Genomic DNA, 22,473 nt, shown 5'->3' on the forward strand with positions numbered 1-22,473 from the left:
CCTCCTTCCGTTTCCGGCCCATTATAACCCTTCTCCCTTCTCTTTCAATTCTACGCAAAGAACCTCCTGGCCCTTTCCGGAAACCTTTGCCAATAAAAATCATCGGAAAGTTAAATAAAAAATTCCTTGTTTTTTGAAATTTGGCATGCTAGAAATTAGTTAATAGACCCGTGGAGGGGAAAATGAAGGAAAAAGAGCTTCGGAAGTTGCTTGCGGGCCTTAGTCTTTCGGCCCTTTTAGCCGGAGGGGGGTTGGCGGCGGCCCCGGTGCTGGCCCAGAGTGGCTGAAGCGGTTGAGGTTCTAAAAAGGGCGGCGGGCCCGCCCTCATGGAAACTCAACCCGCGGAGAACGCTACGAAAAACGCCACGGAGAATGCCACGGAAAACGCCACGGAGGTCCCCCGGGCCGAAAAACCTCAGGGCAAAAGCGGCTGAGGCTAAGCCCAGCCCCGGTGCGGGGCATCCATGTTTCGTCTAGCCTCCGGAGTCTCTCTCCGGAAAGAAGGAGAGCGTTATTTTCTTTCTTTCCGAGATTCCGCGGGCCGGTTTGAGGAAAGGCCGGCCCGAGCCTACGAGCTTGCGGCCCTCAAACTGGTCGCCGAAGGTCGTCCGTTAAGGGAGGTAGCCGCAGAAGAGGGGCTCCCCCTGGCCCTTCTCAAAAAGGCCCTCCTTGCCGCCTGGCAGGAGGGTCTCCTCGAAAAAGAGCCTTCGGCCTTGGTGCGCCAAAAGGGTTTTGAAGGGGCCTGGTTTCCCAAAGAAGAATTCCGGCGGGCCGAGGTCTTCACCCTTCAGTGGCATCTCACCCAGCGCTGCGATCTTTCCTGTCGGCACTGTTACGACCGTAGCCCCCGCCGGGAACCCACCCTCAGCGAGGCCCGGCGGGTCCTGGAGGAACTGGAACTTTTCTGTGAAAGGATGCGCGTTTTCGGACAGATCTCCTTTTCCGGAGGGAATCCCTTTCTCTATCCCCACTTCTGGGAGGTCTATAAGGAGGCCGCCGCAAGGGGCTTCACCCTGGCCATCCTGGGAAATCCCGTCCCCGAGGCCGAGCTCGAAAGGCTCCTGGCCCTCGAACCTCCGGCCTTCTACCAGGTAAGCCTAGAGGGCCTTTCGGAGACCAATGATTATCTCCGGGGACCGGGACACTTCGAGCGCACCCTGGCCTTTCTCAAAACCCTCAAAGCCCACGGGGTATCCTCTTCGGTGATGCTCACCCTCCATGCCCGGAATCTTTCCGAGGTGTTGCCTCTGGCCGAAAGGCTTTCCGGGCTTGCCGAAACCTTCAGTTTCAACCGTTTGGCCCTTTCCGGCCGGGGCCAGAGTCTCCTTCCGGCAGAAAGGAAGGCCTTCGAGAGGTTTCTCGAAGACTACCTTGAGGCCTCCGGCCGCCTCCGGCATCTCCATCTAAAGGACAACCTCTTTAACCGCCTGCTTTATCTTCGGGGGGCGGAAGTTTGCGGGGGTTGCACCGGCTTTGGCTGCGGGGCCGCCTTTAATTTTCTGGCCCTCCTTCCAGACGGAGAGGTCCATGCCTGCCGCAAGTTTCCCTCGCCCCTAGGAAATCTTTACCGGGAGGGCCTTTACCAAATCTATCATTCCGAGGCCGCCCAGTGTTATCGGGAGGGCCCCCGGGCCTGCCGGCCCTGTCGCCTTTATGGAGTCTGCCGGGGGTGTCTGGCGGTCATAGCCACCTCCGGACTCAATCCCTTTGAGGACCGGGACCCCTTCTGCCCCGGGCCGGTGGATTAGAAGGGTCGGAGGAGACGGGCTCGGCCACGGAGGAGATGTCCGGCCAGATCAAAGACTGCCGGGGCCTCATCCAACAAAGCCCCGTCGGCGGTACAGACCACCTCTCCGGAAAGCACCCGACGCTCGGCCTCGGGAAGGGCCAGGACTTCTCCGGGAAGCGCCAGGGCCTGCAAAAGGGTCTTCCGGAGATGGGCGGCCAACTCTCCGGAGCCCGAGACGGGGGCGTCGAGATAAAGGCCCAGATAAGCGGGAGGGTAGCGGCGGAAAAATTCCCGCAGAAGTTCCAGGGCCTCCGGAAGCCGAGGGGCCAGACGCAGCCTGCGGCCGGCCCCCTCGGCATCCCGCACAAAGCCATCTCGAGCGAGCACCAGGGTCCGCCCCTCCAGGCCGTGGACCAGGGTAGCCAGGACGTTGTAGCCGTCCACGGTCACCTTTCGGCCCCGTAGGGCCCGGGCCGGGACCTTCTTTTTCCGACGAAAGGAGGCCCGGGGCTCCGGGACCACCGCCCGCAGGAGGAGGGCCCTTTGCCGGGACGAAAGCCCGTAGCGGTCGCCTACCAGCTTAAGGGAGGCCCTTTCCGGATAGCCCCGGTCCAAGAGCCAGGCCAGATCCCGGGCGGCCTTCCGAAAAGTCTCCACCTTGTTTCTCCCCAGATTCAAGGTTATGTATAGAAGCCATCCCGGTAAAGAGGAGGGTTACATGTCCAAACGGCCCATGACCATGGCCGAAAAGATCCTGGCCGACCGGGCGGGGCTTCCGGCGGTGGAGCCCGGGGAACTGGTAGAGGTCCCGGTAGACCTCACTCTGGCCAATGACATCACCGCGCCCCTGGCCATCAAGATCTTTGAAGAAACCCGTATCAACCGGGTCTTTGATCCGCAACGCATCGTCTTGGTGATGGACCATTTCACCCCCAACAAGGACATCAAAAGCGCGGAGCAGGTGCGGATCTGCCGGGAGTTCGCCCGCCGTTTCGGTATTCAACACTATTATGAAGGGGGGGCCTGTGGCATCGAACACGCCCTGCTTCCCGAACTGGGCCTGGTGGTCCCGGGAGACATCGTCATCGGGGCCGACAGTCACACCTGTACTTATGGGGCCTTGGGGGCCTTTGCCACCGGGGTGGGCTCCACCGACCTTGCAGCCACCTGGATCACCGGGCGGACCTGGTTCAAGGTCCCAGAGACCATCAAATTTGTCTATCGGGGCCGCCTCAAGCCCTGGGTCTCGGGCAAGGACCTCATCCTTTACACCATAGGAGACATCGGGGTGGACGGGGCCCTCTACATGGCCATGGAGTTTTCCGGAGAAGTTATCCGCCGGCTTTCCATGGCCGAACGCTTTACCATGGCCAACATGGCCATCGAGGCCGGAGGCAAGGTGGGCCTAATCGAGCCGGACCGCAAGACCCTCTCCTATGTCCGAAGACATAGCTCACGGTCCCCTCGGGTCTTCCGAAGTGACCGCCGGGCCCCCTACCGGGAGGTGCGGGAATACGATTGTTCCCGGATCGATCTTCAGGTGGCCTTTCCCCATCTGCCCTCCAATGTGCGCCCGGTGACGGAGATCCCGGAGATCCCCATTGACCAGGTGGTCATCGGCTCCTGCACCAACGGGAGATTGGAGGACCTGGCGGTGGCGGCCAAGATCCTCAAGGGGCGCAAAGTGAACCCCAACGTGCGCACCATCATCATCCCCGCCACTCCGCGGATCTATCGAGAGGCCCTACGGCGGGGCTATCTCCGGGTCTTCCTGGAGGCCGGGGCCATCGTTTCTCCCCCCACCTGCGGCCCCTGTCTCGGAGGACACATGGGGATCCTGGCCAAAGGGGAACGGGCCGTGGCCACCACCAACCGCAATTTTGTGGGGCGTATGGGGCATCCCGAAAGCGAGGTCTATCTCGCCGGGCCGGCTGTGGCCGCAGCCTCGGCGGTCTTGGGAAGGATCGGAAGTCCCGAAGAGCTGGGACTCAGAGAGGAGGACTGAGATGCGTTTCCGGGGAAGAGTATTCAAATTTGGAGACAATATCGACACCGACGTAATCATTCCCGCCCGTTATCTCAACACTACCGATCCTCAAGAGCTGGCTCGGCACTGTATGGAGGATGCGGATCCCGAATTCGTCAAAAAGGTCCGCCCCGGGGACATCATCGTGGCCGGACGTAACTTCGGCTGCGGCTCCTCCCGAGAGCACGCCCCGGTGGCCATAAAGGCCGCGGGGATCTCCTGCGTAATTGCCGAAAGCTTCGCCCGCATTTTTTACCGCAACGCCTTCAACACCGGACTTCCCATCGTGGAGGCCCCAGAGGCCAGCCGGGAGATCCAGGAGGGAGACGAGGTGGAGGTGGACCTGGAGGCCGGAGAGATCCGCAACCTCACCCAAGGCAAGGTCTATCGCATAAAGCCTCTTCCCCCTTTCATGCGCGAACTCTTGCGGGACGGAGGGCTTATCCCGCACCTTATCTGTAAGTACCGCAGCGCCCGGCTGGAAGACGACAGTTGACAGGGGAGCCGGGGCCTTTAAAATTTGAATTTGAAAGGAAGGGCGCGTAGCTCAGTTGGATAGAGCGTTGGCCTCCGGAGCCAGAGGTCGGGAGTTCGAATCTCCCCGCGCCCTCTACTTTTTCCCTTTCTTTTTCTTCTGGGCCCGCTTATCCAGTGGGCACTGAGGGGCTGTGGTTCAGGTGGGGACCCCGAGCCGGGGAAGAACGATAGAATTGAGGACCACCCAGAAAAGAATCAAGATCCCCAAAAGGATAATTTCGTTCACGAGCGTCCTCCTTGGAGATATTGCAGGGCCCGCTCAAGACGCCGCAGAACCCGTTCCCGGCCCAGGATGCGCATGATCTCAAAAAGTCCCGGGCTCACCGTCTTTCCGGTAAGGGCCACCCTCACGGGCTGCGCGATCTTCTTGAGCTTAAGACCCATCTCTTCGGCCAGACCTCGAAAAAGCTTTTCCAAGGCCTCGTCGGAAAATTCCACCTCCCGCAATTCCTTAAGCAGACGCTTAAAGACCGGAGCCACCTCCGGAGTGAGGAACTTGCGCGCGGCCTCTGGATCGTAGTCCACCTCTTCTACCAGATAGAAGGCCAGCATCTCTGCGGCCTCTTTGAGGGTGCGGGCCCGGGGCTGGACCGTGGCCAGGGCCGCCCGGAGATACTCCTCCTCGGGAAGAGGAAGCCCTAAACGCTGGATAAAGGGTTTGACCCTGGCGGAGAGTTCTTCAAGAGGGGTGGCCCGCATCCAGTGAGCATTTAAGGCCAAGAGTTTTTCCGGGTCGAAGCGAGCCGCAGACTTGCTCACCCGGGAAAGATCAAACTTTTCGATCATCTCCTCCAGGGTAAAGATCTCCTGATCCCCGTAAGACCACCCCAGACGCACCATATAGTTCCGCAGGGCCTGGGGGAGATAGCCCTCCTCCCGGTACTCCAGAATAGAACGCGCTCCATGGCGCTTGGAAAGACGCTGCCCGTCAGGGCCTAGAATCATGGGAACATGGGCAAACTGAGGGGGCTCGGCCCCCAGGGCCCGGTAGAGGAGGATCTGCTTTGGGGTGTTAGAGAGATGATCGTCTCCCCGGATGACGTGGGTGATCCCCATGGTGAGGTCGTCCACCACCACCGCGAATTGATAGGTGGGGGTGCCGTCGCTGCGCATGAGGATGAAGTCGTCGAGTTCCCGGTGATCGAAGGCCACCGGCCCCCGAATGAGGTCCTCCACCACGGTGGAGCCCACAGGAGGGACCTTAAGGCGCAGGACGCGGCCCGGGCCTGGAGGGAGATCCTTTTCCCGGCAGGTACCGTCGTAGCCCGGTTTGCGCCCCGCAGCTAGGGCCTCCTTGCGCTTGCGCTCCAGCTCCTCCGGAGAACACTCACAATAATAGGCCCGGCCTTCCTCGTAGAGTCTGCGGGCGTATTCCTGATAGATCTCCAAACGCTGACTCTGAAAGAAGGGCCCCTCGTCCCAGTAAAGCTCCAGCCACTCCAGGGCCTCCCGAATGGAGTCTACGAACTCCGGCCGGGAGCGTTCCCGGTCGGTATCCTCGAAGCGCAAGACAAAAAGGCCTCCATGGTGACGGGCAAAGAGCCAATTAAAAAGGGCCGTGCGGGCCCCACCCAGATGGAGATGGCCGGTGGGGCTAGGAGGAAAGCGGGTCTTGACCTGACTCATGGACCTCTCCTTACCAGATGAGGATTCCGGCGTAGCCGACCACCTGAGCGTAGTCTCCGGAGACCTCTCCAGAGGTGGCATAGCGAACCAGTTCGGCCCTCTGGGCCCCCAGGGCGCGCACCGCCACCAACATCACCGCCGTAGGGATGACCCCGCACATGCTGATCCTCTCCCGGGCGACCACCTCCACCAGACCCTCGGGGTCGAGTTCCAGGATCCTTTCTAGGGCTAAACGATCCTTCCGGCGGGCCACCTCGTCCGGAACGTAGTGACTGAAATCTGTGCTGGCCACCAGGGTCACCCGTCGGGGGTAGGCCTCAACCGCCTGGGCCAGGCCTTCCCCTAACTCGAAGATTTCTTCCAGAGAGAGCCGCGAAAGGCAAACGGGGACCAGGCTTACCTCCGGATTAAGGTATTGAAGAAAGGGGACTTGGACCTCTAGGGAATGCTCATAAAGATGGGCCAGGGCATCTTCCCGGAGAAAAGGGACCCGGGAAAGAAGGTCTTCGGCTAGAGGACTTTCGATGGGGACCTCTCCCAGGGGGGTAAGGAAGACCCCCACGGGGAGCACCGCGGCCCGCTGCCCCAGACCGGTATGGTTGGGCCCCAGAATGACCGCCACCTCCGGGGGAACCAAACGGCCATAAACCTCCCCGGCCACCGCCCCGGAGTACATGTAGCCCGCATGAGGAGCCACCACCCCCAGGGCCTCCACCTGGGGCCCCGTGGCCCGAATTAAACGGGCCAGTTCGGCCCGTAAATGGACCGGATCCCCCGGATAAAACTGCCCGGCTACGGCTGGCTCCCGTCGCATATCTTTTAACATACTAACCTCTGGGAAAGCCGTAAAGTTATTGCCGGAAAGAAACAGGTCTGCTAAAGTGAATTTGCTATGTTCAAGTCCCTTTTTGGTTTGTTTTCTACGGATATGGCCGTGGATCTGGGCACGGCCAACACCCTGATCTATGTCAAGGGCAAGGGGATCGTCCTCCGGGAACCCTCGGTGGTGGCCGTCAAGGAAAACGGTAGATACAAAAAGGTTCTGGCGGTAGGGGAAGAGGCCAAGCGCATGCTGGGCCGCACCCCGGGCAATATTCAAGCCATTCGCCCCCTCAAGGAAGGAGTGATTGCGGACTTTGAAGTGGCCGAGGCCATGTTGCGCTATTTTATCCAGAAGATTCACAATCGGCGTTTCCTGGTGCGCCCCCGGATCATCATCAGTGTCCCCTCGCGGACCACTCAGGTGGAAAGACGAGCGGTGCGGGAGAGCGCCGAAAGCGCCGGAGCCCGGGAGGTCTATCTTATAGAGGAGCCCATGGCCGCGGCCATAGGGGCGGGCCTCCCCATTACCGAGCCCACAGCCAACATGGTGGTGGATATCGGGGGAGGCACCACGGAGGTGGCGGTGATTTCTCTGGCCGGAGTGGTCTATAGCAATTCGGTGCGGGTGGCCGGAGACCGCATGGATGAGGCCATCATGCAATACATCAAACGCAAGTACAATCTCCTGATCGGGGAACACACCGCCGAACAGATCAAGATCCGCATCGGAAACGTTATGCCGGAGCCTCCTTATGAAACCCTGGAGATCAAGGGCAGGGATTTAATAAGCGGGATTCCGCGCACCATCACCGTGTCTTCGCAGGAGGTCTATGAGGCCATCGAGGAGCCGGTCCAGACCATTGTTCAGGCCATCAAGGAGGCCCTGGAACAAACTCCTCCGGAGCTGGCTGCGGATATTGTGGATCGGGGGATCGTGTTGACCGGGGGCGGGGCCCTTCTCAAAAATCTGGATCGTCTCATTCGGGAGGAGACCAGTCTTCCGGTAATGGTGGCCGAGGATCCCCTTTGTTCGGTAGTTCTGGGTTGCGGAAAGGCCCTGGAAAATATTGAAGTCCTTCGGGAAATAATGTTCTCCTCCTAACCGGTGCCTTCGGTTAAAGTCCTTAAAGTCCTGGCCGGCGCAGTCGTGGGAGGGATCCTGCTTTTCGTGCTAGCCTGGATATGGGAGATCCACCCCTCTCGCCTGGGAAGCTCTCTGTTTTCCCCTCTTCTTAAGGGAATTTCCGTGGCCGGAGGGGGGCTCCGCAAGGAATTCGAGCGCTATATATGGCTGACCCGGGTGCGCCAGGAAAACGAGCGTCTCCTTCGGGAAAACGAGGCCCTGAAGAGTCGCCTGGTGGAACTCCAGGACCAACTGGACCTATGCAAGGCCCTTAAGGAGGAAGAAAAGGAGGCCCTTTTCCGCCGCTATCCCCGGGTGCTGGCCCGGGTGATCTATCATCCCCTTTCCCCCTTTGAGGGGCTTCTCATTATTGATAAAGGGGGAAAAGACGGCCTCCGGCCGGAGATGCCTGTGGTGAGTGTGGCCGAAGGCGAACCCGGGGTCTTGGTGGGACAGGTAGTGGAAACCACCCGCCATTACGCTCGAGTCCTTCCGCTTACCCATCCCCAGAGCGCCGTAGATGTCTATAGCCTCCGATCTAAAGAGAGGGGGCTCCTTAAAGGAAGGGGTATGGACCAGCCCCTCCTTCTGGACTATGTACCCTACGGGACAGACTTTCGGGTGGGAGACCTCCTGGTGACCTCCGGTCTGGACGCCCTCTTCCCCCGGAACATCCGGGTGGGACGGATTGTGCGAATCCTTCCGCAAAGACGCCAGGGCTTTTTCCAGACCATCGAAGTAGAACCTCTGGTGGACCTGCGGCGGCTCTCCTGGGTGGCGGTTCTTATCAAACCTTTGCGGAAAAAGGAACTTTCTCCATGAAACGCCTGGGAATTTTAGGCCTTATTTGGGCCTTGGAGATCTTTCTGCGAGAATTTTTGAGGGTCTATCCCGGAGAAATCTTTCTGGCCGCAGGGCTTTACTTTTTCCTGGTGGCCGAAGAGCGCTCCCAGGAGGCCCTAACCGGGCTTATTTTGCTGGCCGGATACGGCTGGTTAAGGGACCGTCTTCTTTCGGTCTTCCTCACCCTGATCTTTCTCTTACACCTCAAGAGCCTTTCCCGGAGACACTTCCATTTCCGAAGCCCCTATCCCTTTCTCCTCTTTTCTGGTCTTAGTATTTTCCTCTGGGGTCTCCTGGGCGAAGGTCTTTTTCCCTATCTCTTCGAAAAGGGACTTCCGGCCCGCTGGGGACTGCATTACCTCAAATTTAGTTTCTTTTTGGCCCTCTGGTATTTTTTGATCTTTCTCCTCTATGAAGGCCGAAAAGAGGAATTTCTTTTGCCCAGAAGAAAATGATTCCCTCAAAGCGCACCGAAGCCTTTCAACAGCGCCTTATCCTCTTCGGCTATTTCTGCGGATTCGTCCTTTTCGTCCTCCTTCTCAAACTTTTCTATCTTCAGATTTTACGCCATCCTTATTTTTGGCGCCTGGCCCGGGAACGCACCTATGACCGTCGGCCTCTGCCGGCTCCCCGAGGACGAATCTTTGACCGTCGGGGACTGCTCCTGGCCGGGGATCGCCCTACCTTTAACCTTTACGTAGATCCCCAGTATCTTCGAGGGAAAGAAGATGAGGTCCTGCGACGGCTGGCCCGCCTTTTGGGAGAGGATTTCTCGGAGCTCAAAAATGAGTTTTTGTGGAAGAAAAAGAAGGCCTATGGAGAAGTCCTTTTAAAAAAGCGCCTGAGTCGGGACACCGTAGCCCGTCTGGAGGCCCGACGTTATTTTCTTCCGGGCATACGGGTCGAACCCCGCCCCGAAAGATACTATCCCTTCGGGGAGGCCTTTTTCCACGTCCTGGGTTACGTAGCTCCGATTACCCAGGAGGAAATCCGGAGACTGCGCCCCTTAGGATACGGGCCCTCGGATTATGTGGGGCGTACTGGCCTGGAGAAGGCCTATGAAAATCTCCTGCGCGGGCGCAAGGGAGAAAGGGAGGTAGAAAGAGACGCCTTTGGACGGGTGGTCCACATCGTAAGCGAGACCCCTCCCCAGCCCGGGGCCGACCTTTTTCTCACCCTGGAGGCCGCCTTCCAGCGTCAGGCCTATGCCCTCCTGAAGGATAAATCCGGAGCGGTGGTCATCCTCGATCCCTCCGACGGAGAGGTCCTGAGCCTGGTAAGCGCTCCGGCCCTGGATCCCAATCATTTTGTGGAAGGGTGGAGTCCCCAAGAGTGGGAGAAGATCCTGAAGGACCCCCGGCATCCCCAGCTCAATAAGGCCCTGTTGAGCTTCCATCCCGGCTCCACCTTTAAGCCCGTGACCCTGCTTGCGGCCCTGGAGGCCCATCTGGTGGACCCCAAAGAGATCATCTTTTGCCCGGGATACTATCGTCTGGGCCGGCGCGTCTTCCGCTGCTGGCGACGCTGGGGACACGGCAAAGTAGATATCGTGCGGGCTCTAGCCGAATCCTGCGACACTTACTTTTATGTCCTGGGAGAGAGATTGGATATCGATTACCTCGCGGATTTTGCCCGAAAGTGCGGTTTTGGAAAGGCTTCCGGTCTGGGATTCCCCGGAGAGAAGCCGGGGATCGTCCCGGATCGGGCCTGGAAAAGGGTCCGCTTCGGTGAACGCTGGCAAAAGGGGGAAACCTTGAATGTGGCTATCGGACAGGGTTTCCTGGAGGTAAATCTCTTACAACTTACCCGGTTTTACGCCGCTCTGGCCAATGGAGGGACCCTCTGGCAGCCTTGGCTGGTGAAGGAGGCCTCCGGCCTCGAAGGAGGTCCTCTCCTTCAGCGCGGCCCCCGAGCCCTGGGTCGCCTTCCGGTCCATCCCGAAAATCTCCGCTGGGTGATTCAAGGGCTTACTCAAGCGGTCGAGGGAAAAAGAGGGACCGGGCGCGCGGCCCGGGTGCCCGGAATCCTCGTGGCCGGAAAGACCGGAACAGCTCAGGTGGTCCGGAAAAAAACCGAAAAAGACCGGAAGGACGAAGAAGTTCCCTATGAAGAACGAGATCATGCCTGGTTTGTAGCCTTTGCTCCGGTAGAAAAGCCGGAAATAGTGGTAGGGGTCTTCGTGGAGCACGGAGGCCACGGAGGCCGTGCCGCAGCCCCCATCGCCGGGAAACTTCTGAGATTCTATTTCAAGGGAGAAAGGCCATGAAGGCCTGGTTAAGGGACTGGCCCTTTCATCTGGTAGTATTTCTTCTGGTAATTCTGGGACTTCTCAATCAATGGAGCGCCGGAGGGCCTCATTATTTTTGGAGGTACCTCCTTTTCTCTTTCGGAGGCCTGGTGGTCTACGGAATCTTTATTTTCTGGGACTATCGGCGCTGGGCCCTGGGAAAAGTCTTCTGGCTCTATCTGCTCTATGCCCTGCTTCTGGCTTATCTGGCCTTGACCCACCGAAGATGGCTCTACTTTGGAGGATTTAGTCTGCAACCCTCAGAATTTGCCAAGCCTCTTTTGGTGGTCCTCCTAGGGCTTTTTCTCAGCGGTCTGGAAGGGGAAGTGCTCTCTCTTCCTTTTTTCTTAGGGGCTATGGGAGTGGTCCTCTTGCCGGCCCTCTTGATCGCCTCTACGGACCTGGACCAGGCCTTCATGATCGTCCTCATAGGTTTCACCATCGTGAGTTTTGCCGGCCTTTCCCGACGGCTGATTTTAGGACTTTCCCTCCTGGCCCTCCTCACAGGCTTTCTGGTAGGACCGGTCCTCTGGCACCATCTCAAGCCCTATCAAAGGGCCCGCATAACGGCCTTCTTGAAACCGGGCAAGACCCAAAAGCGCTGGTCCTATCAAACCCAACAGGCCCTAATTGCCGTGGGCTCTGGAGGACTCAAGGGAGAAGGCTTTGGAAAGGGCCTTTCGGCAAAACTTCATTACCTTCCGGCCAAACATACCGATCTGGCCTTTGCCGTCTGGGCCGAAGAATGGGGCTTCTTGGGAAGCACTCTCCTTCTTACCCTTTACGGAGTTCTCTTGGGGCTGGGCCTTCGGGCCGCCTATCTGGCCCGGGATCATCTGGGACGCTTCCTGGCCTTTGGGGCCACGGCCTGCCTTTTCTGGCAGATTTTTATCAACCTGGGAGGGGTCATCCGGCTTTTGCCTACGGCCAGCGTCCCCCTCCCTTTTCTCAGCTACGGAGGTTCGGCCTACCTTACCAACATGATTTTGTTAGGAATAATCGCTTCAGTCCTGAAAAGGCGCTTTTCTTTTATGTAAAATGAACTCTCGGTTTTTTTTGGAACCTAACTTTTCTTGACATCTATCCCAGATTGGGCTAAAAGCTCAATTGGCCTTTTAAAAGCTGGGGAGGCGGGCGAGGCGATGCTCAATTTTGACATTACCCTGTGGCTTACCATTGTCGAAGCCTTGATCTTTACCTTCATCTTTAACGCTATTTTGATCCGTCCGGTGATGCAGACCCTGGAGGAAAGGCGTCGCCGTTTTGAGGGTCTGCGGCAGGAGACCGAAAGCCTTTTTTCTCGGGCAGAGGAGGCCCTCAAGAGGTACGAGGCCGAACTAGCGGAAGCCCGGAGTCGGGCCGCTGCGGAACGGGAGGCCTTGAAGCATCAAGCCCGGGAAGAGGAAAAGAAGATTCTGGAGACGGCCATGGCCGAGGCCGAAGCTTACAAAAATAAGGTTTTGACCGAGTTGCGGTCTCAGGTGGAGGCGGTGCGCAAGACCCTGGAGGCCCAGGTGGAGGTCTTTTCCAGGGCCGTGGCGGAAAAGATTTTGGGGAGAGCGTTATGAGAAGGGCAGGGCTTCTTCTATTGCTGGTGACCTTCTTGAGTTGGGCCGCGCTGGCAGTCTCCACAAGTCTGGGAGAGGCCTTCTGGGGAGGGCCCAAGGTCTATGCGGAAACGGTGCACGGGGAAACTCTAGGGCACGGAGAGGCCGGTCAGGTCCAAGAAGAACATGCGACGGGGGTGACCCGGGAGCAACTTAAAAATTTCCTCTGGTGGTCGGTCAATTTTCTCATTCTTCTGGCCATTCTTTACAAGTTCGGAAAGGAGCCCGTGGCCAATCTTTTCCGTTCCCGCAAAGAGGCCATCGTGAATGAGTACGAGGATCTTATGGCCAAAAAACGGGAGGCCGAGGCCCGGTACGCGGAACTTCAGGAAAAATTGAAGGGTCTTGAGGCCGAGGCCGAAAGATTGCTGGCGGCTTTTCGGGAGCAGGGCGAGAAGGAGGCCCAGCGGATTATCGAAGAGGCCAAGGCCAATGCGGAACGTCTCAAACAACAGGCCGAGCTTTATATCCAGCAGGAGATGGCCCGGGCCCGAGAGGAATTACAGCGAGAGGTGGCGGAGATGGCCGTAAGGATGGCCGAGGAACTCATCCGGAAGAACATCACCGCCGAGGATCATCGGCGGCTTTTTGAGGAATTTCTCCAAAAGGTTGAGGGGGAGAGGCTACATTGATTAGGACCATTATTGCCCAAAAGTATGCCCGGGGTCTTTTTGCGGTAGGCAAGGAGCAGGGTCGTTTTCAGGAATTCGGAGAAGAGCTCAAACGGGTAGGGGCCTTTCTGGCCGCCTCCCCGGAGGTGCTCGAGGCCCTGGAAAGCCCCATTTATCCCCCGGATCTCAAGATGGAGATCGTGGAAGAAGTGATCAAGGGGCTTTCCCTGGACGAGGAGGTGGCCCGTTTTCTGAGGCTACTGGTAGAGAAAAAGCGCATCCAATACATTCAGGCCATCATCGAGGCCTACGATCAGCTGGTAGACGAAGAGTTAGGCATCGTACGGGCGGAGGTGCGGGCGGCCTTTTCTCTGGGGGAGGAGGAGAAGGGCCGACTTTCCGAAACACTCAAGAAGCTGGTGGGCAAAGAGGTCAAGCTCCAGGTTTCCGAAGACCCCGAACTTATCGGGGGGCTGGTGGTCCGTATCGGAGATCTGGTCCTGGACGGTAGCGTCCGGACCCAGCTTGAGGCCTTTAAGGAATCCATAATAAGAGGAGAGGTGGCCTAATATGCAGCAGGGAATTAGAGCCGAAGAAATTAGTGATCTGATCAAAAAGAGGATTGAGGAGTACGAAAAAAAGGTCGACCTCAACGAAATGGGGGTGGTCATCTCCGTAGGTGACGGGGTGGCCCGGGTCTATGGTCTGCGCAACTGTCAGGCCATGGAGCTGGTGGAGTTCCCGGGCGGAGAAATGGGGATTGCCCTCAACCTGGAGTTCGATAATGTGGGTGTCCCCATTATGGGAGACGCCACCAAGATCAAGGAAGGGGATATCGCCAAGCGTACGGGCCGTATCGCGGAGGTTCCGGTGGGTGAGGCGGTAATCGGCCGGGTGGTGGATCCGTTGGGGCGGCCGCTGGACGGAAAGGGGCCCATCGAGGCCAAGGAATTCCGGCGCATCGAGGTAAAGGCCCCGGGGATTATTGCCCGGCGTCCGGTGCACGAGCCCATGTATACCGGAATCAAGGCCATCGACGCCATGACCCCGATTGGCCGCGGCCAGCGGGAGCTCATCATCGGGGACCGGCAGACCGGAAAGACAGCCATCTGTATCGACGCCATTCTGGCCCAGAAAGAAACGGACGTCTATTGCATCTATGTGGCGGTGGGGCAAAAGAAGTCCACGGTGGCCCAGATCGTAGAGACCCTGCGCAAGTACGGGGCCATGAAGTACACCACGGTAGTGGTAGCCTGCGCCTCGGATCCGGCCACCCTGCAGTACATCGCCCCTTACTCTGGATGCGCCATGGGCGAGTATTTCCGGGATTCGGGTCGGCACGCCCTGATCATCTACGACGACCTCTCCAAGCAGGCCAACGCCTATCGTGAGGTCTCGCTCCTCCTGCGCCGTCCTCCGGGCCGAGAGGCCTATCCCGGAGACATCTTCTATAACCATTCCCGGTTGCTCGAGCGGGCGGCCAAGCTGAACGAAGAGCACGGGGGCGGTTCCCTAACGGCGCTTCCCATCATTGAGACCTTGCAGGGAGACGTCTCGGCTTACATTCCCACCAACGTGATTTCTATTACCGACGGCCAGGTTTATCTGGAGCCCGGTCTCTTCTTTGCCGGTATTCGTCCGGCCATCAATGTGGGGCTTTCGGTCTCCCGGGTGGGAGGAGCGGCCCAGATCAAGGCCATGAAGCAGGTGGCCGGTAGGTTGCGTCTGGAGCTGGCCCAGTATCGAGAGCTTGCGGCCTTTGCCCAGTTCGGTTCCGAGCTTGACCGGGCCACTCAGCGGGTACTCCACCGCGGGGCCCGGCTTACGGAAATCCTGAAACAGCCCCAGTATCAGCCTCTTCCCGTGGAAAAGCAGGTCTGTATCCTCTTTGCGGGCACCCGCGGATATCTGGACGAAATGCCCCTGGAAGTGCTCGCAGACTACGAACGGGAGCTTTACCAATTCATCGAAAGCCGCTATCCCGAGATCTATAAGGAGATCAAGGAAAAGCAGGAGATCAGTCCCGAGCTTGAGGAAAAGATGCACGCGGCCTTCAAGGAATTCAACGAGGAATTCAAAAAGAATTACAATGTTGAGCCCGTACCGGTGCCGTAAGGGGTTAAGCGATGCCTAACCTGAGAGACATCCGGCGAAAGATAGAGGCCGTCAAGAAGATCGGCCAGATTACCCGGGCCATGAACATGGTGGCCGCGGCCAAGCTCCGCGGCGCCCAGACCCGTCTGGAGAAGTTCCGCCCTTACGGGGAGAAGTATCGGGAGGTAATTCGGGAGCTGGTGGCCAGCGGGGCGGTGCTCCCCTCGCAGTTTCCCCTCATGGAGACCCGGGAGGTCCGGAATGTGGGGCTCATTCTGGTCACCGCGGACCGGGGCCTCTGCGGGGCCTTTAACACTAACCTCATCAAGGAAGCGGAAAAATTCATGGCCGAGCAGGCCCGGGAGGGCCGCCAGGTCAAGCTCATCTGTGTGGGAAAGAAAGGGGCCCAGTATTTCCGAAAGCGGGCAGAGATCTTAGAGGCCTATACGGATGTGATGGGACGGGTCCTCATGCAGGATGCCCGGACCATCGCCCGGCGGGCCATGCGGGCCTTTCTGGACGGAGAGATCGACGAGGCCTATCTCCTTTACGGTTACTTTATAAATGTGGTCCGGCAGATTCCGAAGCGGGAAAAACTCCTTCCCATCAGCGTAGAAAAGGGGGAGGCGGAGGAAAAGGCCTTTCGTGGGGCCCCTATTTACGAGCCCTCGCCGGAGGAACTTTTGGATCAGATACTGCCCATGTATGTGAACACTAGGGTCTTTGCGGCCATGCTAGAGACCGCGGTCAGTGAACAAGCGTCCCGGATGACGGCCATGGACAACGCCACCCGGGCCTGCGGAGACATGGTCCGGGATCTGACGCTTCTTTTTAACAAGACCAGGCAGGCCTCCATCACCAAAGAACTTATGGATATCGTGGGTGGAGCGGAGGCCCTCAAGAAGGCTTAATTTTTTGAAATAATGGAAGGAGGAGTGAGAGATATGGCGGAAAAGGTCATTGAGGTCGGGGGCCAGAAGATCGAAGTCAAGGCGGTGGGCCGCATCGTGCAGGTGATGGGCCCGGTGGTGGACGTAGAATTTTCCCCAGGGTATCTTCCGGCCATTCTGGAGGCCCTGCGGGTGACCAACCCGGCCATCGACGATCGGCCTTGGAACCTGGTGCTGGAAGTGGCCCAGCAGTTGGGAGACAATGTGGTGCGGACCATCGCCATGGACACCACCGACGGCCTCTATCGGGGCCAGGAGGTGGTGGCCACCGGAGCGCCTATCAAGGTTCCGGTGGGCAAGCCCACTCTGGGACGGATCATGAACGTGGTGGGCGACCCGGTGGACGAGGCGGGTCCCCTAGTCTCGGATACCTACTATCCCATTCACCGGCCGGCCCCGGCCCTCACCGAACAGGACGTGAACATTCGCGTGCTGGAGACCGGAATTAAGGTCTTCGACCTCCTCATCCCCTTCCCCCGCGGCGGTAAGATGGGGACCTTTGGGGGAGCCGGAGTGGGCAAGACCGTAGTCATGATGGAGATGATCCACAACATCGCCATGGAGCACGGAGGAATCTCCGTCTTTTGCGGGGTGGGGGAGCGTACCCGTGAGGGCAACGACCTCTATCTGGAAATGAAACACTCCGGGGTGATCGACAAGGCGGCCCTGGTTTACGGACAGATGAATGAGCCTCCGGGGGCCCGGGCCCGGGTGGGCCTTACCGGGGTGACCGTGGCCGAGTATTTCCGGGATGAGGAAGGCCAGGACGTGCTCCTTTTCATTGACAATATCTTTCGCTTCACGCAGGCCGGCTCCGAGGTCTCGGCCCTTCTGGGCCGCATCCCCTCGGCCGTGGGTTATCAGCCCACCCTGGCCACCGACCTGGGAGCCCTGCAGGAGCGCATCACCTCTACCACCAAGGGCTCCATTACTTCGGTCCAGTGCGTTTACGTGCCGGCCGACGACCTCACCGACCCTGCTCCGGCGACCACCTTCGCCCACCTGGATGGAACGGTGGTGCTTTCCCGACAGATCGCCGAGCTGGGGATCTATCCCGCGGTGGACCCCCTGGATTCTCAGTCCCGAATCCTTGATCCCAACGTGCTGGGCGAGGAGCACTATCAAGTGGCCCGGCAGGTACAGCAGGTCCTTCAGCGCTACAAGGACCTCCAGGACATTATCGCCATCCTGGGTATGGACGAGCTTTCCGAGGAAGACAAGGTCATCGTGGCCCGGGCGCGCCGGATCCAGCGCTTCCTCTCCCAGCCCTTCCATGTGGCTGAACAGTTCACCGGAACGCCCGGCCGTTACGTGAAGCTCGAGGATACCATCCGGGGCTTCAAAGAGATCCTGGAGGGCAAGCACGACGATCTTCCGGAGCAGGCCTTCTACATGGTGGGGGGCATTGAGGAGGCCGTAGAGAAGGCCAAGCAGATGGCAGCCGGAGGCTAAAGATGGCCCGGATACTCCTGGAAATCGTAACCCCGGATCGGGTGGTGATAAGCGAAGAGGTGGACATTGTGACCGCTCCGGGGGTGGCTGGAGAGTTCGGAGTGATGGCTGGACACGCCCCCATGCTGGCGGGGATCAAGATTGGGCCCCTCCACTATCGGGTGGGAGATCGCGAAGAATGGGTAGCTGTTTCCGGGGGCTTCTGTGAGGTCACGGGTAAGAAGGTAACCTTCCTGGTGGAGGCGGCGGAGCGGGCCTACGAGATCGATGTGGAACGGGCCCTGCGGGCCAAGGAACGGGCGGAAAAGCGCCTCCAGGAAGCTCAGGCCAAGGGAGACCGGGTGGCCGAGGCCCGGGCCCGGGCCGCCCTCCAGAGGGCCCTCACCCGTATCGCGCTCGCCGAAAGGGCCAAGGCCGGCCATCCCCGTTAACCTTGACCCCGATCGGGATTCTCGGAGGGGCCTTCTTGTGGCCCCTCTTTTTTTGTCTTATCATTAGGTTATGCCAAGGGCAGTCCTTCTTTTAGGGCTCCTCCTTATAGGGGGGCTTTCTAAAGGAGGTTGGGCCATGAAGATCTGGTCCCCTACTATTCCGGCCGAAGGAACCATCCCTAAAAAGTATGTCATGCGGACTATCGGAGGGAAAAACCTTTCCCCTCCCCTCAAGTGGGAAGGAGTCCCGGCAGAGGCCCGCTCCCTGGTCCTGGTCTGCGTGGACACCCATCCCGTGGCCCGCAACTGGATTCACTGGGTGGTGATCAATCTCCCCCCGGAGACCCTGGAGCTTCCAGAGGGGGCCTCCGGGAAAGACCTGCCCGCAGGGGCGAGGGAGCTGGTAAATTCCTACGGATTTTCTGGCTGGGGTGGTCCCCAGCCCCCTCAAGGGACCGGTCCCCACCCTTACCATTTCATCCTTTATGCTTTAGATGTGGAAAGGGTGGAGCTTCCGGAAAGACCTTCCTTTGCGGAGATAGAGCGTTATCTTAAGGACCATATCCTGGCCAAGGCCTCCTTTACGGCTTATTATGAGAGGTAGAGGAGGAAAGGATGACCAAGGTTCCCAATCCCGGTGAACGCCGCCACCGGATCGTAGCCCGCAAGCCGGTAACGGTACTGGTGCGGGAAAAGATCGTCTGTCCCTATTGTGGCAACCAGGAGGAGTTCTACGAGGTAGCCGAAAATGCCCTCATGGTGGTCCACTATCTTCAAAACGAGGATGGCACCTTCGTCCCCTTGGACGAGAGCATGGAGGCCGGGGCGGTGAAGTTTTTCTGCGGCCGGTGTCAAGCGGATCTTTCTCACCTCCGCGACCGGCTTTGATGCGCCCTCCCTGGGTTATCCTTTCTAACCGGGCCCTGAGGGCCCGCTTTCAGGATCTTGAGGCCGGGGATCTCCTTCTGGTCCCCCTGAGTCTCAAACGGGGAGAAGAAGGGCTCTTCCTGGACCTGGCCGCCCGCGGAGTGGAAGCCTTTCCCTCGCTCCTTTCCCAGGCGCTCTCCCGCTCCAAGTGTCTCCAGGCCGCAGTCCTTAAAGAATTCATGCCTCCGCATACGCTGGTGGTTTACGACCGTCACGATCTCTTGCGGGCCGTGGCCCTTTACGAAAGGCTCGGGATAGAGGAGGTGGTCACCAAGGAGGACCGGGCCAACTGCGGACTGGGAATCCACCTCTGGTCCCGGGTGGAGGAGGTTTACAACCATGCCGGAGGCGGGCCTCTGGCCTATCCCTTCGTGCTGCAGCCCCGTTTCCGAAAGTTGCGGGACATTCGAGTAATCCTTCTGGGAGACTACGAGGAGGCCTACCTTCGGGAAAATCCTTACGGTTTCCGTAATAATCTCTATTTCGGGGCCGAAGCCCGGCCCTACGAACTCTCAGAGGCCGAAAGGGACTTTTGCCTTCGGGCCCTGGCCCGGGGCCGCTTCCCTTACGCTCACCTGGACCTGATCTATACGGAGACCGGGGGTCCCTACCTTTCGGAAATCAATCTGCGCGGAGGCCTCAAAGGGGCCCGGGTGGACCGCAAAACTTACGAGAAAAAACTTTCAGCCCTCAGAGAGGCCTTTTTAAAGGATTGGCTCTCCCATCACCCCGAAGCCCAACTCATCGAGTAAGAGGCTTGAGGGGTAAGGCCAGAAGGTAGGTCTCTCCCTCCTGGGTGAAGGGATTTCCCTTGACTAAAGCCACCCAGAGTTCCCGGCCTACCAGGCTCAAGCCCTGAAGAGGACCCTCGAATTTCCCGGAATAAGGCCGAAGCTCCAGACCGGCCGCTCCCCAGGAAAGGACCATGATCTCCCCGGCGGTGAAGGCGGGGATTCCGGGAAGAAGGTCATGGTGAGCGCTGTGGTTCCAGAGGAGAAGGACCTCCCGGCGTCCGTCACGGTTGAGATCTAGGGTGACGAAGTCTACCTCTGCAGGGATGATCTCCGGAGGAGAAAACTGAGTTTTGCGAAAGCGGAGGCCATAAAGGCTCCCGCCTACCTTGGTAGAGGAAACCCAGAGCCTGCGGGTGTACTTATAGACTTCGAGCTTGTGCCCCTGGTCAATAAAGAGGGTCTCCAGATATCCATCTCCATCGAGATCGGCAAAGGTCCCTCCCACCAGGCGAAAACCTTCGGGAACCTTGAGTTCCTGGCCCCGCCGGAGACGGGAACCTTCCCTTTTGAGGATATAGACCCGGGAGCCGAAAAAGTTTTCTTCCGAGTACGTCTGACCCAGGAGGACCTCCTTTTGGCCGTCGCCGTTAAAGTCCGCAAAGGCCAGGATCAGATTTTGGTCTCGAATAGGGGCCGTAAGGGAGCGGCCGTCGAAATGTAGGAGGGCACTCCGCAGACCTTTCCCCTCCTCATAAAGATTGAGGGCCACCCATCCCCGAGGGCCCAGGGAAAAGTTCAGGGGTTTTACAAAGCCGGAAATCTTATACCTTATGGGGGCCGAGGTCTGACGATAGTGGGCCACAAAAAGGGCCTGCGGGGTGAGATAGACCACCTCCGGGGTCCCGTCTCCGTCAAGATCGGCCACCTCTAGATCCACTACCACCTGAGGGAAACGCCCCAGACGGCGAAAGACCGGGGCCTGGGGCTGGGTATAGGTGAGCGTGGTGTAGGGATAGGGCCCTTGGGGCCTGGCTGGCGAAGGGGCCGGGGCGGGGGCCGGCCTCGGCCCGGGAGCAGGGGCCGGAGCTGGGGTAGGAACCGGACTCGGAGCCGGAGCGGGGGCCTGAGCCGCCGGGGAAGGAGAGACCAGGCGCGGAAGACTATAGACCCGTTTGAGATTGAGGGAAGGACCATAGAGGCGCAACTCCCCCGGGGCCAGGTAGAGGACCAGGGCCACCTCCTGCCGGGCCAATTCCGCAGGAGAAAGGGCCCCCAGGGTAAGGTCCGGCCGCGGAAGAAGATGGGCCGAGGGAAGGGCACCCTCTAAGTCCGAAAGAAAATCCTTGAGGGCCGGCCCCAGCACCAGGATCTTGAGGTCTCCGTAACGGACGGCAGCCGTGGGCACGGGAAAATCGCCCTTACGCCTTAGGAGGCGCGCGGTGGCAAAGTTTTCCTCCACCTGGACCACTTCGGCCAAGGCCACGGGTTCTTTGAGATAACCCAGGACTTTCTTGGTCTGGGGATGGATGACCGGGTTTCCCCGGCGATAGACGGTAAAAAGATCCCCCAAACGCACTCCCTGGGCCCGTCCATGGTCCAGGATAACGCGGTCCCCGTCAAGGCCAATGACCAGAGCCGAAAGCGGAGAAAGATCTCGAGACACCTCCGGAGGAAGGGCCGCATAAAGAAAGGCCGCAAGAAGGACCAACCATCCGGCTAAAAAAAAGATTCCTCGCCCCAGGCTTCTTTTCATCTTCCACCTCTCCTGGCGCCAAAGGCCAAAATAAGCTACCTTAATCTCTACCATGAAGAAGGACCAAACTCAAATCCTGCTTAAGGCGGAGGTGGAGGGGCCGGAGGAGGCCCTGGAGGAAGGGCTCTCCCTCCTGGCCGAGGATTGGGGTGGGTGCTGGGTCCTCTCCGAGGTCCCCTTGCGGGCGGCCTTCTTTTTAAAAGATCCCCAAGATCTTCCCCGCTTTGAGGCCCAGGTCCGCAAGGTGGGGCTCTCTCTGGTCCGCACCGAAGAGTGCCCGGTGGAAGACTGGGGCCGGCGCTTTCGAGAGCATTTCCGGCCTCTGCGGGTAGGAAGGAGACTCTGGATCGTGCCCCCCTGGGCCCGAGGGAGGGCCAGCGGCGAAGAGATAGAGATCGTGATCGATCCCGGACAGGCCTTCGGTACCGGGCAACACCCCTCCACCGCCCTGGTGCTCGAGACCCTGGAGGAATTCTTCCAGGAAAGGCCCTGGACCTCGGTCCTCGATGTGGGAACCGGAAGCGGCATCCTGGCACTGGCCGCGGCCAAACTCGGGGCCCCGAAGGTGGTGGGCCTTGACGTGGATCCGGTGGCCGTAGAAGAGGCCCGAAGGAACGCGACCCTGAACGCCCTGGACCTTGAATTCTCCACCGAGCCCCTGGAAAGACACCCCGGAAGATACCAGCTGGTACTGGCCAATATCTCGGCCCTGGAGCTGCGGCGTCTGGCTCCCGCACTTTCCGGCCATCTTCTTCCCGAAGGACGCCTTCTCCTTTCCGGGTTTCTCGAAAAGGAGATCCCGGAGATGCTCGAAATCTATCGTCCTCTGGGGTTCAGCCCCCTGAGGGTGCGGAGCAAGGAGGAATGGGGTTTTCTTGCCCTGGTCCGGGAAAAGGGGTAGCTTTTTCTCAAAAACTAAAC

General features: G+C 59.1%; 24 protein-coding genes and 1 tRNA gene. 21 read left to right on the forward strand and 4 right to left on the reverse strand.

Annotated features, from left to right (window positions below; translation table 11 throughout):
* Positions 1-182 precede the first annotated feature (182 nt).
* The gene (sbtA, locus tag FVE67_RS09260) at positions 183-434 is read left to right on the forward strand and encodes an SbtA family thio(seleno)oxazole RiPP natural product precursor (protein WP_210534657.1); all 252 of its coding nucleotides are present in this window, start codon (positions 183-185) and stop codon (positions 432-434) included.
* 30 nt (positions 435-464) lie between these two features.
* Positions 465-1,748 (forward strand): thio(seleno)oxazole modification radical SAM maturase SbtM, encoded by a 1,284-nt coding sequence (gene sbtM, locus FVE67_RS04450; RefSeq protein WP_168719439.1) that lies wholly within the window; start codon positions 465-467, stop codon positions 1,746-1,748.
* Here the strand turns inward: sbtM and FVE67_RS04455 are convergent.
* On the reverse strand, positions 1,745-2,386 hold the full coding sequence (locus tag FVE67_RS04455) for a DUF434 domain-containing protein (RefSeq protein ID WP_168719440.1): 642 nt from the start codon (positions 2,384-2,386) through the stop codon (positions 1,745-1,747). The genes sbtM and FVE67_RS04455 overlap by 4 nt on opposite strands.
* Positions 2,387-2,447: 61 nt before the next feature.
* Between FVE67_RS04455 and leuC the strand changes: the two genes are divergently transcribed.
* The 3 genes from leuC (at position 2,448) to FVE67_RS04470 (ending at position 4,365) form a co-directional block, all read left to right on the forward strand.
* Complete coding sequence (leuC, locus tag FVE67_RS04460; protein WP_210534658.1) at positions 2,448-3,734, forward strand: 3-isopropylmalate dehydratase large subunit; 1,287 nt, start codon at positions 2,448-2,450, stop codon at positions 3,732-3,734.
* A gap of 1 nt (position 3,735) precedes the next feature.
* Complete coding sequence (leuD, locus tag FVE67_RS04465; protein WP_168719441.1) at positions 3,736-4,251, forward strand: 3-isopropylmalate dehydratase small subunit; 516 nt, start codon at positions 3,736-3,738, stop codon at positions 4,249-4,251.
* A 40-nt stretch (positions 4,252-4,291) separates the two neighbouring features.
* Positions 4,292-4,365, forward strand: a tRNA-Arg gene (locus tag FVE67_RS04470).
* A 149-nt stretch (positions 4,366-4,514) separates the two neighbouring features.
* On the opposite strand, the gene gltX is transcribed toward FVE67_RS04470, so the two are convergent.
* Together gltX and amrB are read right to left on the reverse strand one after the other, a co-directional pair.
* Positions 4,515-5,918, reverse strand: coding sequence for a glutamate--tRNA ligase (gene gltX / locus FVE67_RS04475; protein WP_168719442.1), 1,404 nt, complete (start codon positions 5,916-5,918; stop codon positions 4,515-4,517).
* A gap of 10 nt (positions 5,919-5,928) precedes the next feature.
* Positions 5,929-6,732 carry an AmmeMemoRadiSam system protein B gene (amrB, locus tag FVE67_RS04480; RefSeq protein WP_168719443.1) on the reverse strand — a complete coding sequence of 268 codons (804 nt, stop codon included), beginning with the start codon at positions 6,730-6,732 and terminating at the stop codon, positions 5,929-5,931.
* 78 nt (positions 6,733-6,810) lie between these two features.
* Here amrB and FVE67_RS04485 point away from each other — a divergent pair, with 78 nt between their 5' ends.
* The 15 genes from FVE67_RS04485 (at position 6,811) to FVE67_RS04555 (ending at position 19,817) form a co-directional block, all read left to right on the forward strand.
* A complete protein-coding gene (locus FVE67_RS04485) occupies positions 6,811-7,842 on the forward strand; it encodes a rod shape-determining protein (protein ID WP_168719444.1) in 1,032 nt (343 codons plus the stop codon).
* 45 nt (positions 7,843-7,887) lie between these two features.
* Entirely contained in the window at positions 7,888-8,685 is a 798-nt protein-coding gene (gene mreC, locus FVE67_RS04490; protein WP_210534659.1) for a rod shape-determining protein MreC, read from the forward strand.
* Entirely contained in the window at positions 8,682-9,161 is a 480-nt protein-coding gene (locus FVE67_RS04495; protein ID WP_168719446.1) for a hypothetical protein, read from the forward strand. The genes mreC and FVE67_RS04495 overlap by 4 nt, the downstream gene beginning before the upstream one ends.
* Positions 9,158-10,972: a penicillin-binding protein 2 gene (gene mrdA, locus FVE67_RS04500; protein WP_168719447.1), complete on the forward strand. Its 1,815-nt coding sequence runs from the start codon at positions 9,158-9,160 to the stop codon at positions 10,970-10,972. The genes FVE67_RS04495 and mrdA overlap by 4 nt, the downstream gene beginning before the upstream one ends.
* Complete coding sequence (locus FVE67_RS04505) at positions 10,969-12,030, forward strand: FtsW/RodA/SpoVE family cell cycle protein (RefSeq protein WP_168719448.1); 1,062 nt, start codon at positions 10,969-10,971, stop codon at positions 12,028-12,030. Before mrdA ends, FVE67_RS04505 begins: the two co-directional genes overlap by 4 nt.
* 105 nt (positions 12,031-12,135) lie before the next feature.
* Positions 12,136-12,561 (forward strand): F0F1 ATP synthase subunit B family protein, encoded by a 426-nt coding sequence (locus tag FVE67_RS04510; RefSeq protein ID WP_168719449.1) that lies wholly within the window; start codon positions 12,136-12,138, stop codon positions 12,559-12,561.
* Positions 12,558-13,232 (forward strand): F0F1 ATP synthase subunit B, encoded by a 675-nt coding sequence (atpF, locus tag FVE67_RS04515; RefSeq protein WP_168719450.1) that lies wholly within the window; start codon positions 12,558-12,560, stop codon positions 13,230-13,232. Before FVE67_RS04510 ends, atpF begins: the two co-directional genes overlap by 4 nt.
* Positions 13,229-13,780 (forward strand): ATP synthase F1 subunit delta, encoded by a 552-nt coding sequence (gene atpH, locus FVE67_RS04520; protein ID WP_168719451.1) that lies wholly within the window; start codon positions 13,229-13,231, stop codon positions 13,778-13,780. The genes atpF and atpH overlap by 4 nt, the downstream gene beginning before the upstream one ends.
* Before the next feature lies 1 nt (position 13,781).
* Positions 13,782-15,326 carry a F0F1 ATP synthase subunit alpha gene (atpA, locus tag FVE67_RS04525; RefSeq protein ID WP_168719452.1) on the forward strand — a complete coding sequence of 515 codons (1,545 nt, stop codon included), beginning with the start codon at positions 13,782-13,784 and terminating at the stop codon, positions 15,324-15,326.
* Positions 15,327-15,337: 11 nt separating this feature from the next.
* Positions 15,338-16,216, forward strand: a complete 879-nt coding sequence (atpG, locus tag FVE67_RS04530) for an ATP synthase F1 subunit gamma (RefSeq protein ID WP_168719453.1) — start codon at positions 15,338-15,340, stop codon at positions 16,214-16,216.
* 33 nt (positions 16,217-16,249) lie between these two features.
* Positions 16,250-17,707 carry a F0F1 ATP synthase subunit beta gene (gene atpD / locus FVE67_RS04535; protein ID WP_168719454.1) on the forward strand — a complete coding sequence of 486 codons (1,458 nt, stop codon included), beginning with the start codon at positions 16,250-16,252 and terminating at the stop codon, positions 17,705-17,707.
* Between the two features lie 2 nt (positions 17,708-17,709).
* Complete coding sequence (locus FVE67_RS04540) at positions 17,710-18,138, forward strand: F0F1 ATP synthase subunit epsilon (protein WP_168719455.1); 429 nt, start codon at positions 17,710-17,712, stop codon at positions 18,136-18,138.
* 136 nt (positions 18,139-18,274) lie between these two features.
* Positions 18,275-18,742, forward strand: a complete 468-nt coding sequence (locus FVE67_RS04545) for a YbhB/YbcL family Raf kinase inhibitor-like protein (RefSeq protein ID WP_168719456.1) — start codon at positions 18,275-18,277, stop codon at positions 18,740-18,742.
* 11 nt (positions 18,743-18,753) lie between these two features.
* Positions 18,754-19,026: a hypothetical protein gene (locus tag FVE67_RS04550; protein ID WP_210534660.1), complete on the forward strand. Its 273-nt coding sequence runs from the start codon at positions 18,754-18,756 to the stop codon at positions 19,024-19,026.
* Positions 19,026-19,817: an ATP-grasp domain-containing protein gene (locus FVE67_RS04555; protein ID WP_168719457.1), complete on the forward strand. Its 792-nt coding sequence runs from the start codon at positions 19,026-19,028 to the stop codon at positions 19,815-19,817. Before FVE67_RS04550 ends, FVE67_RS04555 begins: the two co-directional genes overlap by 1 nt.
* On the opposite strand, the gene FVE67_RS04560 is transcribed toward FVE67_RS04555, so the two are convergent.
* Positions 19,807-21,552, reverse strand: a complete 1,746-nt coding sequence (locus tag FVE67_RS04560; protein ID WP_168719458.1) for an FG-GAP-like repeat-containing protein — start codon at positions 21,550-21,552, stop codon at positions 19,807-19,809. The two genes, FVE67_RS04555 and FVE67_RS04560, sit on opposite strands and share 11 nt — an antisense overlap.
* A gap of 52 nt (positions 21,553-21,604) precedes the next feature.
* Here FVE67_RS04560 and FVE67_RS04565 point away from each other — a divergent pair, with 52 nt between their 5' ends.
* Entirely contained in the window at positions 21,605-22,453 is an 849-nt protein-coding gene (locus tag FVE67_RS04565; protein WP_168719459.1) for a 50S ribosomal protein L11 methyltransferase, read from the forward strand.
* The last annotated feature ends 20 nt before the right edge of the window (positions 22,454-22,473 follow it).

The organism is Thermosulfurimonas marina (genome assembly GCF_012317585.1).
Classification (GTDB): Bacteria; Desulfobacterota; Thermodesulfobacteria; order Thermodesulfobacteriales; family Thermodesulfobacteriaceae; genus Thermosulfurimonas_A; species Thermosulfurimonas_A marina.